This window comes from Photobacterium sp. 270122K (assembly GCF_059941365.1).
Genome location: NZ_JBPOEN010000016.1, coordinates 34,493 through 47,691, shown reverse-complemented (window position 1 = coordinate 47,691; position 13,199 = coordinate 34,493). Strand labels below are relative to the sequence as shown.

Below are 13,199 nucleotides of genomic sequence, written 5' to 3'. Positions count from 1 at the left end.
CCACAGCGCACTCGCACGCAGAGTATTAACATAGTATTGCCCTGAGACTCGCTTTATACTGCCCTCCATTCGACCACTCAGACGGATCTGATGGCATTGCCCCCCGCTCTGACTCACTGTGTTAGGACACCATGGACGCGCAGCAAAACACAACCCAACGCGGGATCCTCCTTGCGTTAGCCGCTTATACCATGTGGGGGATAGCCCCCATTTATTTCAAATCATTACACCATGTCGGGGCGCTGGAAATTCTCAGCCACCGCGTGATTTGGTCGGTACTCTTTCTCGCCGGATTGTTAGCCGTCAGTCGCGGCTGGCACCGTGTTCGCGCCCTGTTGCAACAACCCAAGCAACTGCTCATGTTAACCGTCACCGCGTTATTCATCGGCACCAACTGGCTGATTTTCATCTGGGCGGTCAACAACAATTACATGCTCAACGCCAGCTTAGGCTATTACATCAACCCGCTGATCAATGTGGTGTTGGGGATGGTGTTTCTGGGGGAACGGTTACGGCCTTTGCAATGGTTCGCCGTGGCGCTGGCAGGCGGCGGGGTCATGGTACAGTTGATCCAATTTGGCTCCTTACCGTGGATCGCCTTGGCACTGGCCACCAGCTTTGGCTGCTATGGCCTGCTGCGCAAAAAAATCAATGTTGATGCTGCTACGGGCCTGTTTCTGGAAACCATCATCTTGCTGCCGTTGGCGTTGTTTTATGTGCTGGTTGTCGCTGATAGCCCCACGGCAGACTGGGGCGACAATCCCCTGTCGACCAATCTGCTGTTGGTCGCGGCGGGTATTGTGACCACCTTGCCGTTGTTGTGCTTTACGGGCGCGGCGACCAAACTGAAACTCTCGACACTGGGTTTTTTCCAGTACATTGGCCCAAGCTTGATGTTTTTACTCGCCATCAACCTGTACGGGGAGCAGTTTACTGCCGATAAAGGCTACACTTTTGCCTTCATCTGGGGCGCTCTGCTGGTGTTCATTGCCGATGCCCTGCGCCATCATCGCCGTGTCGGGCGTGGGCAAACAACGCCGCCCCCTGCCGCCTAACGGCACGGGCACCGTGAAATGCCGATGTAAAACCCCGAGGCCGCATATTTTTTACAAGCGGCCTCGTCATGTTTATGGTGTACTGCAACGTCACGCGTCAGTACAAACCTCTGGCTATCACACATCGACAGGAACGGGGCCATGAATACAATCCGTCATCGCAAAAGCCCCATTGCTGACATTAACCTCATCGATGCCCATTACCACGACTTTGCGTTTAAGCGTCACTACCACCTGGATTACCACGTGGGGCTGATCACGCAAGGGCAGCAGCAATATTTCTACAAAGGCAGCAAGCACCTCGCGGGCGCCGGGCAATTGGTGATCATGCCCCCGGACGAAATCCACGACGGGCAGCCGAAAGAAGCCTCCGGTTATCAGGTGAAGGTGTTTAGCATTGCGCCCGATTGGCTTAGTCAACAGGCCGACGCCGTGGCGGGGAAAAACCATTTCGGCTTCCCCCAACACAATATCGCCGATCAGCGGCTGTTCCAGCAGTTAGCGCAGCTGCATCAACACCTTGATGATCCGCAGATCTCACAACTCGCCAAAGACAGCTTACCGATAGAGACCTTTTCTTATCTCTTGACCCATTACGGCCAGGTCAAAGCCCCCATTGTTCCGCCGTTAGGCAGCAAGGATTTGCACCAATTGCGCGATTTCGTCATGGCCCATTTGGATCAAAAAATCGGCTTAGACCAATTGGCCATCTTGTGCGATCTCAGCCCGTCCCAACTGTTACGGCAATTCAAAAAAGCCACCGCCATGACCCCCTATGCCTGGTTGGCGCGGTTACGGTTGGAGCAGGCCATGGCGTTACTCAAAGCCGGATACAGCAGCACCGACGTAACCTACTTGGTGGGGTTTTATGATCAGGCCCATTTTGCCCGGGCATTCAAACACACCTTCGGCGTCGCCCCTTCCCACATCAAATAACCCGCGTCCTTCACGCCCTCTCACACCACCAACGCACAATACAAACAACACCGACGAACAACATCGACGAACAACACCGAAAAGTGATGCACCGCGTGTCACTTTTTTACAAGCATCCCATCCGTAACTGCGGCATCCTACGCCTCGCTGGGCATGTCGCCCTGCGGTTTACAGGATGCACGACACACCATGATCAACGAAGCTACTACCCTCGCCACCCTTGTCACCGTCCACATTGTGGCCTTAATGAGCCCGGGGCCTGACTTTGCCCTTGTAGTACAAAATGCCGGCCGCTATGGCCGCCAAACCGGCGTGATGATCGCGCTGGGATTATCACTGGGCATTTTGCTCCACTCGCTGCTCAGTCTGACGGGGGCCAGTTTGCTGATCCACCAACACCCGATGCTGTTTAACGCCTTGCAAGGGGCAGGCGGCGCTTACCTGTTATGGCTAGGCTATGGCGCCCTAAAAGCCACATGGCAACATTGGCAGCACCGCCATGATCACAGCGTGACAACAGCCAGCACGACGCCAACGCGCGTGATCACCAACCGTCGTCAGGCATTGGCCAAAGGGTTCACCACCAGCATTTTAAACCCGAAAGCCTTGGTGTTTTTCCTGAGCTTGCTCTCGACCTTGGTACCGGCAGACATGTCGTGGATGGGCAAAACTACCGCGTTAGGCCTGTTGTGGTTCACCTCCTTTTTATGGTTTGGCGTACTGGCGTGGTTACTGACCGGCGCGCGTTTACAACAAAAACTGCAACACTGGACCCCGATCATTGATGGGATCTGTGGCCTGCTGTTTGCCGTGATCGGTAGCCTGATCTGGCTGAATTTGCTACTGGACTAACGGCAAACGTCCCCACCGTTGACCCACAGCACAAAACCCTCCCCTGCACATAGACAACCCCCTTACTCACCTTTAGGCTTTTGACCATGCCGCAATGTGAGTAAGGATTCCTCCCATGACTTGGACCGCCCGTGATGTGCTTGGCAGTACGTTGACTGCCGCTATGTTGTTACTCGCTTCACCGATCAATGCCACGCCGTCGTCACAAGCCACGGATCACCATGCGCCGGAAGCGGCCACGTCCACACCCTCGGCACCGCCGCCGAACAACAGTGAGATGCCCGCCACCGTACAAACAGGGAAAGACTGGATGGTCGCTACGGCGAATCCGTACGCCAGTGATGCCGGGGCCGCGATATTGCGCCAAGGCGGCAATGCGATAGATGCAATGATTGCCACTCAGCTTGTCCTCGGTCTGACTGAGCCGCAATCATCCGGGATCGGCGGCGGCGCATTCTTAGTGTATTGGGATGACGAAGAAGAGACGTTACGCACGTTTGATGGCCGAGAAACCGCGCCATTAGCCGTCACGCCCGTCTTATTTCAGGATAAACACGGCCAACCGTTAACCTTCATGGATGCGGTGGTGGGCGGACGTTCGGTCGGCACGCCGGGCACAGTCAAGTTGCTGTGGTATACCCATCAGCGACACGGCAAACTCGCGTGGCACAAACTGTTTAAACCGGCCGTCGACTTGGCCCGTAAAGGCTTTGTTGTCAGCCCGCGCTTAGCGGCTCTGATCCGTCACAATGCCGAATCACTCCAGCGCTTTGACGCCACCCGCGCGTATTTTTTTGATGCCGATGGCCAGCCGTTAGCCGCCGGCAGCACACGGACCAACCCCGAGTATGCCAAGACCCTGACCCACATCGCAGAGCGCGGCGCCAGTGCGTTTTACACCGGCGCCATAGCCAAAGACATCATCCACACGGTGCGTGAAGGGTCGGATAATCCCGGCGTACTCAGTGCGATGGATTTGGCCACTTACCAAGTGAAAGAGCGTGAGCCGTTGTGCGCTCCGTACCGTCAGTTTGAGCTGTGTGGCATGGGGCCGCCGAGCTCCGGCGCCCTGACATTGGGACAAATCATGGGGATGGTGAGTCACTACCCCTTAACCACATGGGGGGCGGATAACCCGCATAGCTGGCGGGTACTGGGGGATGCCTCGCGCTTGGCCTTTGCCGATCGGGGGCGCTACATGGCTGACAGCGATTACGTGCCGATGCCCACTCAAGGCCTGTTAGCAAATGATTACGTGCAACAACGCGCCGCCTTGCTCAACCGCGACACGGCACTGACTGACGTGACAGCCGGCACACCGCCATGGGATCACGCCCAACACTACGCCATGGATACATCGCTGGAGCTGCCGTCCACCAGCCACTTTGCTATTGTCGATAAAGACCGCAACGTGGTGTCGATGACCTCCACCATTGAGAACGGCTTTGGATCCCGCCTGATGGTGCGCGGATTTCTGCTCAACAATGAACTGACCGACTTTTCCTTCCGTAGCCACAATGAGGGTCAGCCGATCGCTAACCGCGTCGAACCGGGCAAACGCCCACGCTCTTCCATGGCCCCGACCATCGTGATGAAAGACGGTGAACCCTATTTGGCCATTGGCTCGCCGGGCGGCAGCCAGATCATCGGCTATGTGGCCAAAACCCTGATTGGACACCTCGATTGGAAGATGGATATTCAACAAGCCATCAATCTGCCGAACATGAATAACCGCTTTGGCCCATTTGAACTTGAACAAGGCACCGCCGCCGAGCAATGGGCACCTACGCTGGAAAAACTGGGATTTGAGACTCAAATCAAACCGTTGACCTCGGGGGTACAGGCGATCCAACTAATGCCTCGCCAATTGATCGGCGCCGCCGATCCGCGCCGGGAAGGCACGGTGATCAGCGATACCTCAACCACAACCGCTCGCTAGTTCATTCCGTACCCGTTAATGTCTGCACGCCACACCAAATAACAGACAAATAAAAAGCCCGTCAGTAAACACTGACGGGCTTTTCGGTCTAGCTAATCATTCAGCACGGTGTCGAGCCGATCACCATTGCCTTACATCGGGTCAAGCTTGGCGTACTGCGTTACCAGCCACTTGATCCCTTCACCATTAAAGGCCACCTGCACACGACTTTGCGCGCCGCTGCCTTCAAAGTTGATGATGGTACCTTCCCCAAAGGTCGGGTGGCGTACTCGCTGACCCAAACTGAAACCGGTCTGATTAAAGTTGTCATTCACCTGTGTTTGGCTGAAACGGCCACTGCTGGCCGGACGCGACACTTTTGCCTTCATGCGCACTTCTTCAATGTGCACTTCTGGGATCTCGCGAATAAAACGCGACGGCTTGTGGAAGTTATCCTTGCCATACAAACGGCGCATCTCGGCATAGGAGATGTACAACTTCTGCATCGCACGGGTCATCCCCACGTAGCACAAGCGACGCTCTTCCTCGAGACGACCCACTTCTTCCGTGGTGCGCGAACTCGGGAACATGCCTTCTTCGACCCCGACCATAAAGACCACCGGGAACTCCAAGCCTTTGGCACTGTGCATGGTCATCAGCTGAACCGCATCATCAAACTCGTCCGCCTGCCCTTCACCCGCTTCCAAGGCCGCGTGGGACAAAAACGCCGACAACGGGCTCATGGCTTCCGCTTCTTCCGGCACTTCAAACTGACGGGTTGCGGTGACCAATTCTTCCAAGTTTTCAATACGGGCTTGGGCTTTCTCGCCTTTCTCTTGCTCGTACATCACGCGCAAACCGGAATTACGGATCACCTCATCGGTCTGCTGGTACAACGGCAACTCACGGGTGTCGTCTTCCAGCGCGTTAATCAACTCAATGAAGCGGCGCAAGGCATTGGCCGAACGGCCCGCCAGCACTTGCTCTTCCAGCAGCGCAATACTGGCCTGCCACATTGTGGCACCGCGATCACGCGCCGCCATACGGATGGTTTCCAACGTGCGATCCCCTAACCCACGGGTCGGGGTATTCACCACACGTTCAAACGAGGCATCGTCGTGGCGGTTCGCCATCAAACGCAAATACGCCAACGTATCTTTGATCTCTTGGCGCTCGAAGAAACGCATGCCGCCATAGATGCGGTACGGCATCCCCGCTTGGATCAAGGCTTCTTCCAACACACGCGATTGGGCATTGCTACGGTACAGCATGGCCGTATCTTGCAAGGCACCGCCAGCGTGCTGCCACTCTTTGATTTTGCCGACCACAAAGCGGGCTTCATCCAATTCATTGAATGCGGCATACACAGAGATCAATTCGCCTTCAGCGCCATCGGTCCACAGGTTTTTGCCCATACGTTCATTGTTGTTGGCGATCAGCTCATTGGCCGCCTTCAAAATGTTCCCGGTCGAACGGTAGTTCTGCTCAAGGAAAATCGAACTCGCGTTCTTAAAATCATTCAAGAAACGTTGAATATTCTCAACCTTGGCACCACGCCAGCCGTAAATAGACTGATCATCATCACCAACAATCATCACGTTACAGTCAGGCCCAGCCATCAAACGTAACCAGGCAAACTGGATGTTGTTGGTATCTTGGAATTCGTCGACCAGAATGTGCTTAAAGCGTGCCTGATAGTGCTCACGGATGTGCTTACTGCGCTTGAGCAACTCAAACGCGCGCAACAACAGTTCCGCAAAGTCGACCAAGCCCGCGCGATCACACGCTTCCTGATAGGCCTGATACAGGCGCTGCCAGGTTTGTTCCACAGGATCACTAAAGGTTTCAATGTGATGCGGACGTAAGCCTTCGTCTTTCTTACCGTTGATGTACCATGCAGCCTGACGTGCCGGCCACTGCTTCTCATCCAGGTTCTGGGCTTTGATCAAACGGCGCAACAGGCGCATCTGATCGTCAGAATCGAGAATATTGAAATCTTCCGGCAGGTTGGCGTCCAGATAATGGGCGCGCAACATACGGTGACACAAGCCGTGGAACGTACCGTTCCACATGCCCGCTGACGAGCCGTGCATCAATTCATTAATACGGCCGCGCATTTCTGCCGCCGCTTTATTGGTGAAGGTCACCGACATAATGGAATACGGTGACGCTTGCTCAATCGTCATCAACCATGCAATGCGATGGACCAGCACCCGCGTTTTGCCACTGCCGGCGCCCGCCAGCACCAAGTGATTCCCTAGCGGCGCGGCCACCGCCTCGCGTTGCTTGTCATTCAGGCCATCTAACAGAAGTGATACGTCCATCGCTTTCTACTGGTTATTTATACAATGGTGATGATTATAACCGCAAAGTCGACCAAGATGCGAGCAGCCCCCTCCCCGGTAAACCACGCCACCGTTCACGCCATCAATCACGCGATTCACCGCAGGCCAAGGCCGTACGCGGCGGCTTTTTCCCTCCGCGCTTTTCCGGATTTTTCCTGCGCCGATCTTTTTCTGCGCCCCTTGAACGAGCACTTTTGTTCTATGCTTGGAAATGTCGCCGGTTAACACCATGTTAAAAAAACGGAAAATAAGTGAAATAAAATCGGGGCTCGCCCTTTCTTATGTTCCGAGAGCGCCAAGCCGGCGTCCACGATAACAAGAGAATCCAATCAAAAGGAACGTTGCGCCCATTGCAACTGTCAGCTAACCGAAGAGGAATGACCATGAAGAAGACCACAAATATCGCCCTAGCATCTGCAGTGACTGGCCTACTTGCGCTAGCAGGCACCGCAATGACCACCACCACAGCCGTGGCGGCAGAAGGGAAAGAAAAGTGCTACGGCGTGGTAAAAGCCGGAAAAAATGACTGTGCCACCAAGACCAGTTCGTGTGCCGGCACCTCCAAAGTCGACGGCCAGAAAGATGCCTTCGTGATGGTGCCAAAAGGCCTGTGTGACCGCTTAGTGGGCGGCGACAAAGAGGCGAAGTAATGTGGCTGGATTAACGCCAGAAACAATGGTCGGGGTGGGGCTTCGCTCCCCCCACATGACCACCGTGTTAACCACCCGCCCACCCGTCGGCTGGTTGGAAATCCACAGCGAAAATTACTTTCAGCCGCACGCCCCCGCCCGTCAGCAATTGCGTGAAATCGCTCAGCATTACCCCATCAGTTGCCACGGGATCGGGCTCTCTTTAGGCTCAGCCGATCCGTTAAACCCCGCGCATCTGGCCCAGTTGAAACATTTGGTGGATGAGCTGGAACCCCTTGCCGTGTCGGATCATCTCAGTTGGAGTTCGGTCGACGGCCAGTTTTTTAATGATTTACTGCCCTTGCCGTACACCGAAGAAGCCCTGCGTCTCTTTTGTCAAAAAGTGGCACAGGTGCAGGACTACCTCGGGCGCCCCTTACTGATTGAAAACCCATCCAGTTACTTGGCGTTTCGTCATTCCACCATCCCGGAGTGGGAATTTCTCAACCACGTGCAGCAACAAACCGGCTGTGGGTTACTGCTGGATCTGAATAACATCTATGTCAGCGCGTTTAACCACGGCTTTGATTGCCAGCAGTATCTGAACGGCATTGATCCAGCCACCGTGAAAGAAATTCACTTGGCGGGGTTTACCGTGAAAACGGTTGATGAAGGCGAAATTTGGATTGATACCCACAGTCGTCCGGTCAGTGAGCCGGTCTGGCAGTTGTATCGCCAATGGGTGCGCCAGCACCGCGCAGAGCACGGACTCGTACCAACCCTTATCGAGTGGGATCTCGATATTCCGGATTTTGCGGTGTTACAGGCTGAAGCCGATAAAGCCACACACATCATCGCGCAGGAGGCGAACCATGGATTCATCGTCACCTAAGGCCCCCTTACACCAGGTAGCCCCGCCCACGTTACAGGCGTTGCAACAGGCCTTTTCACAGTCTCTGCATTATCACACCAGTGATGTGACTGAACTGGTACAGGGCGGCGATTTCACGCCCGAACAACGCATTCAGCTCTATCGCAATAACTTCATCATCAGTTTGTCAGACGTATTGAGTGCCACTTATCCGTGTACCTCCGCGGTCGTCGGCGAGGACTGCTTTGCCCAGTTGGCACGCCAACATGTGCTGAGTGCGCCGTTAACTCACGGAGATGTCAGTGACTATGGCGAAGGGTTTGCCGATACCCTGACCGCGATCTTGGCCGAGCAGCCCGCATTCGCCGAGGCCGTGCCGTATCTGCCCGACTTAGCCCGTTTGGAATGGCTGATCGATATGGCCCGTCAACACGCCCCGGTGACACCCGCTTTTCCGTTTGAGCAACTTGGCCACATCAACGATGCCAATATCGGACGCCTGCGGTTTGAACCAGCGCCCAGCACAGTCTGCCTTGATACGGACTATCCGGTCGCCACACTGTGGCAGATGATCCAAGACGATGACATACAACCGCTGGATCTGACGCAGGCGGAGTCAGTCGTTCTGCAACACCGCGCTGACGGGATCTGGCTGCTACCGACCACGCCGGATGCGACTGCCTTAGTGGCACTGTGCCTGCAAACCTTGCCACTCAGTACCGCCTCTGCCGCCATGCTCGACATGCTGGGTCCGTTGATCCAACACCATGTTTTCACCGCGATACACGGCTTAACCGAGCGCCATGACTTACCAAACGGAGGGTAACTATGCTGCACTTTTTCAAACATCTCGATGCCACCGCGCAGCGCATCACCGATCCTCTCATCCCCTTGTTACTGCTGTTTACGCGGCTCTGGGTGGCGTGGATTTTCTTTCAGTCCGGCATGATCAAGTACTCCACGTGGGACAGCACCTTGTATTTGTTTGAATATGAATATCAGGTTCCGGTATTACCCTGGTTATGGGCCGCTTATCTCGGCACTGCCGCCGAATTGATCCTGCCGGTGTTCTTGGCGTTGGGATTGTTCACCCGTCCGATGGCACTGATCCTGTTTCTCTTCAACATCATGGCCGTGGTGTCGTACCCCTTACTGTGGGAGAAGGGCTTTTTCGACCATCAACTGTGGGGCATGATGATGGTGGTGAATATCTTCTGGGGCGCCGGGGCCATTTCGCTCGACAAGCTGTTCAGCGAGCCGCGCAAGCAACCGATTATTCAGTAAATGCAGACATTCCAAAAACAAAAAACGGGCCGCAGTCGGCCCGTTTTTTCGTGTAATAAAGACAATCATGGCGCGATTTAATCTGCCAGATCGTGCTCATCCGAACGATGGTCACCCGAGCTGTACCCGTCGATCACGGTCAGCAACTGCGACAACTGGGTAATCTCGACTTCAGGCATCCCTTGCGCCCGCGGATCATCGCCCCATTGACGGGCCTGATCGTTAAACCAGCAGGCACGAAAACCGTTCTGCTGCGCCCCGCCCACATCGGTGACCGGATGATCGCCAACGTGGAGAATCGCCTCGGGTGCCAGCGCCAAATGGCGGGCGGCTTGCACAAACAAATCGGGCTCAGGTTTGGCCAGCCCATCACGCCCCGCCATAAACACCGCCGAGAAATACGGCGCCAGACCGATCTTTTCGACATCCACATTGCCATTGGTGATCGCCACCAGTGGCATACGTTGCGACAACGCCGTCAGCACGCGGTGCGTGTCTGCGGGCACTGCCACTTGATTGCGTACCGCCAACACATGCGCCACGCCGTCCTGCGCGGCCTGCTCTGCTTTCGCCAACGGATAACCAAACTGCATCAGCCCGATTTTCAGGTACTCAAACCGCCATTGCGTCACATCGTGGCGCAATATCGGATCGACCTCTGCGATGGCCAGCTTCAACGCCTGCCAACGATCAGGGCCCATACCGTTCGTCACGGGGTGCTCGCTGGCGAGCCAATCATACATGGCCTGCTCTGCTCGACGGATCACCGGACGGTTATCATACAGGGTGTCATCAAGATCAAACGTGAGGGCCCTCGGGGCCGAAAACGGACGGTTAAACTGCATCAGTGCCTACTTATTGATACGGAACTCAGGGTTAGCCTTTGGTGCGTTTCGCACGGGGGTGGGCTTCATCGTACACCTTGGCCAGATGTTGGAAGTCCAAGTGGGTATAGATCTGGGTGGTGGTCAGGTTGGCGTGCCCCAACAATTCTTGTACCGCACGCAGATCCCCGGAGGATTCCAGCATGTGAGTCGCAAAACTGTGGCGTAACTTGTGCGGGTTAATGTGGCTCGACACGGCTTGCTTCTGTCCCCATTCCATCATGCGCTTTTGCACATTCCGGTTAGAGATCCGCGAGCCCAGTTTCGACACAAACAACCCCGGCTCATCCACCGCGGCGATCTCACTGCGCACCTGCAGCCAATGGCCGACCCACTCTTTGGCTAAACCGGCAAACGGGACAATACGTTCTTTGTCCCCTTTACCGATCACGCGTAAGTCGCCTTTACGCAAGCTGATGTCTTTGACATCGAGTGACACCAACTCAGACAAACGCAAGCCGGCACCGTACATCAATTCCATCATTGCCCGATCACGGATCGACAACGGATCATCCCCATCCACACTGAGCAGCTGATCCATTTCATCCACATCAAGGTTTTTCGGTAACGGACGCGCTTTACGCGGTGCCGACACCCCTTTGGCCGGATTGGCCGGCAATACCCCTTGTGAGACTAAATAATCAAAGAAACTGCGCAACGCAGACAAGCGCATCGCCAAACTGCTGGCCTTCAGGCCATCACGCATGCCTTTACTGGCCAACTGACGCACCCAGCCCGCATCCACGGTTTGCCAGTCAGTGACCCCTAAGGCCACCAACTGCTCCGCCAAGGTCGTGAGCTGACGTTTGTAATTGTGCTGGGTATGCAAGCTAAGTCCACGCTCGCTGCGTACATACTCATAAAACCGCAGGAGCGGTTTTTCCAGCGAATCAGGCAAACTCATTCGATAACCTCGCGGGTGTATTCCCAATGGTGGATCAAACGGGCCAACACCATCGCCAACTGTTCCACAAACAAGGTATCCATCGCCGGCTGGAAGTGACCACCATCGGCACTGGCAAATGCCAAAACGCCCATCGGTCGTTCCTGCCCAAACGGCATCACCAAAAACGAGCCGAGCTGTGGTGCATCATCAAAAAATAAGGTGCGTTCCTGCTGACGCAGACGCCCGAGGTACACGGAGCGTGACATCAAATGGGAACGACGAAATTCATCAAATGCCTGACGCGGCATAAAGATGGCCTCGTCTAAGCTATCAAACAGCCGTACCGTGACATCCAGATGAAGGCGTTCAGCCAACACCGTAAGCACGCTGATCGCCTGATAAATATGGTGTGACTGGAACAACTGTTGCTGCGCGCGGGCAAACTCTTCAAACAGCGCACTGTTCTGACTGGCAACGCTGATCAAATCGGCGATTTTCTCTTCCAGCTCCCCCACCTGACGGCGCAGTCGCTCCAATTGAACATCCACCAGCGACACCACCCCGCGATCGGGATGGTGCACTTGGATCCGGGTCAGCAAATCGGGCTGACGAATGAAAAAGTCCGGGTTCGCTTGTAAAAAATCCGTCACGTCCTGCTCGGTTAACCTGGCAGGCGTGCTCGGTCGCTCAAGCGACGAAACATCGGTCATAGTACGATTTGTCCATCATAAACATGCGCAGCCGGCCCCGTCATATAGAGCGGCTTGCCTTCACCTTGCCAGTGAATGTACAAATCACCGCCCGGCAAAGACACTTTCACCTCGTCATCCAGCAACCCTTGCTGACGACCAATCGCGACCGCGGCACACGCACCGCTGCCACACGCCTGTGTTTCCCCGGCGCCACGTTCATACACCCGCAACTTCACCGTATTACGGTCGATCACCTGCATAAAGCCGGCGTTCACACGTTCAGGAAAACGCTCATGGGATTCCAATAACGGCCCCAGCGTCTCCACATCGGCGGTGTCGACATCATCCACGATGGTCACACAATGGGGATTCCCCATGCTGACTGCGCCACAGAACAGCGTTGCTTCGCCAGCACGTAAAATGTAGGTTTTTTCGCTTTGCTTGGCCTTAAACGGGATCTTCCCCGGCTCAAAGTTGGGCACACCCATGTTCACCGTGACTTGGTTGTCGTTTTCCAACTTGAGCACCATTTTGCCGGCTTTGGTGCTGACCGCGATATGGTATTTATTGGTCAGCCCCTTCATCCACACAAAACGGGCAAAACAGCGAGCACCGTTGCCACACTGCTCAACTTCACTGCCATCGGCATTGAAGATACGGTAGTGGAAATCACTTTCCGGATCGTAAGGCGGCTCCACCACGAGCAGTTGATCAAACCCTACGCCACGATGGCGATCGGCCAAGCGCCGGATGCAATCCGGCGAGAAGAAGACGTTCTGAGTAACACAATCGACCACCATAAAGTCGTTACCCAGCCCATGCATTTTTGCAAAATTAACCTGCATGA

Annotated in this window: 13 protein-coding genes; 8 read left to right on the top strand and 5 right to left on the bottom strand. The window is 55.2% G+C overall.

Annotation, left to right across the window (positions count from 1 at the left end):
- Positions 1-131 precede the first annotated feature (131 nt).
- The 4 genes from rarD (at position 132) to ggt (ending at position 4,782) form a co-directional block, all read left to right on the top strand.
- Positions 132-1,055: an EamA family transporter RarD gene (gene rarD / locus ACSF8W_RS22230; RefSeq protein WP_500849282.1), complete on the top strand. Its 924-nt coding sequence runs from the start codon at positions 132-134 to the stop codon at positions 1,053-1,055.
- A 141-nt stretch (positions 1,056-1,196) separates the two neighbouring features.
- Positions 1,197-1,991, top strand: coding sequence for a helix-turn-helix domain-containing protein (locus ACSF8W_RS22225; protein ID WP_500849281.1), 795 nt, complete (start codon positions 1,197-1,199; stop codon positions 1,989-1,991).
- Between the two features lie 192 nt (positions 1,992-2,183).
- A complete protein-coding gene (locus ACSF8W_RS22220) occupies positions 2,184-2,843 on the top strand; it encodes a LysE family translocator (protein ID WP_500849325.1) in 660 nt (219 codons plus the stop codon).
- Between the two features lie 115 nt (positions 2,844-2,958).
- Positions 2,959-4,782, top strand: coding sequence for a gamma-glutamyltransferase (gene ggt / locus ACSF8W_RS22215; protein ID WP_500849280.1), 1,824 nt, complete (start codon positions 2,959-2,961; stop codon positions 4,780-4,782).
- A gap of 131 nt (positions 4,783-4,913) precedes the next feature.
- Here ggt and uvrD read toward each other — a convergent pair whose 3' ends face one another.
- Positions 4,914-7,085, bottom strand: coding sequence for a DNA helicase II (gene uvrD, locus ACSF8W_RS22210; protein WP_500849279.1), 2,172 nt, complete (start codon positions 7,083-7,085; stop codon positions 4,914-4,916).
- Positions 7,086-7,489: 404 nt separating this feature from the next.
- On the opposite strand from uvrD, the gene ACSF8W_RS22205 reads away from it, so the two are divergent.
- Genes ACSF8W_RS22205 through ACSF8W_RS22190 form a run of 4 tightly spaced genes read left to right on the top strand, consistent with a single transcriptional unit; the run spans position 7,490 to position 9,890 of the window.
- Complete coding sequence (locus tag ACSF8W_RS22205) at positions 7,490-7,756, top strand: BufA1 family periplasmic bufferin-type metallophore (RefSeq protein WP_500849278.1); 267 nt, start codon at positions 7,490-7,492, stop codon at positions 7,754-7,756.
- 25 nt (positions 7,757-7,781) lie between these two features.
- On the top strand, positions 7,782-8,627 hold the full coding sequence (gene bufB / locus ACSF8W_RS22200; protein WP_500849324.1) for an MNIO family bufferin maturase: 846 nt from the start codon (positions 7,782-7,784) through the stop codon (positions 8,625-8,627).
- On the top strand, positions 8,608-9,432 hold the full coding sequence (locus tag ACSF8W_RS22195; RefSeq protein ID WP_500849277.1) for an HvfC/BufC family peptide modification chaperone: 825 nt from the start codon (positions 8,608-8,610) through the stop codon (positions 9,430-9,432). The genes bufB and ACSF8W_RS22195 overlap by 20 nt, the downstream gene beginning before the upstream one ends.
- Positions 9,433-9,434: 2 nt before the next feature.
- A complete protein-coding gene (locus ACSF8W_RS22190; protein WP_500849276.1) occupies positions 9,435-9,890 on the top strand; it encodes a DoxX family protein in 456 nt (151 codons plus the stop codon).
- A gap of 77 nt (positions 9,891-9,967) precedes the next feature.
- Here ACSF8W_RS22190 and ACSF8W_RS22185 read toward each other — a convergent pair whose 3' ends face one another.
- The 4 genes from ACSF8W_RS22185 to dapF are packed head-to-tail and all read right to left on the bottom strand — an operon-like array spanning position 9,968 to position 13,197.
- On the bottom strand, positions 9,968-10,735 hold the full coding sequence (locus tag ACSF8W_RS22185; protein WP_500849275.1) for an HAD-IA family hydrolase: 768 nt from the start codon (positions 10,733-10,735) through the stop codon (positions 9,968-9,970).
- Between the two features lie 31 nt (positions 10,736-10,766).
- The gene (gene xerC, locus ACSF8W_RS22180) at positions 10,767-11,678 is read right to left on the bottom strand and encodes a tyrosine recombinase XerC (protein ID WP_500849274.1); all 912 of its coding nucleotides are present in this window, start codon (positions 11,676-11,678) and stop codon (positions 10,767-10,769) included.
- A complete protein-coding gene (locus tag ACSF8W_RS22175) occupies positions 11,675-12,370 on the bottom strand; it encodes a DUF484 family protein (RefSeq protein WP_500849273.1) in 696 nt (231 codons plus the stop codon). The genes xerC and ACSF8W_RS22175 overlap by 4 nt, the downstream gene beginning before the upstream one ends.
- Positions 12,367-13,197 (bottom strand): diaminopimelate epimerase, encoded by an 831-nt coding sequence (gene dapF / locus ACSF8W_RS22170; RefSeq protein WP_500849272.1) that lies wholly within the window; start codon positions 13,195-13,197, stop codon positions 12,367-12,369. Before dapF ends, ACSF8W_RS22175 begins: the two co-directional genes overlap by 4 nt.
- Positions 13,198-13,199: the final 2 nt, after the last annotated feature.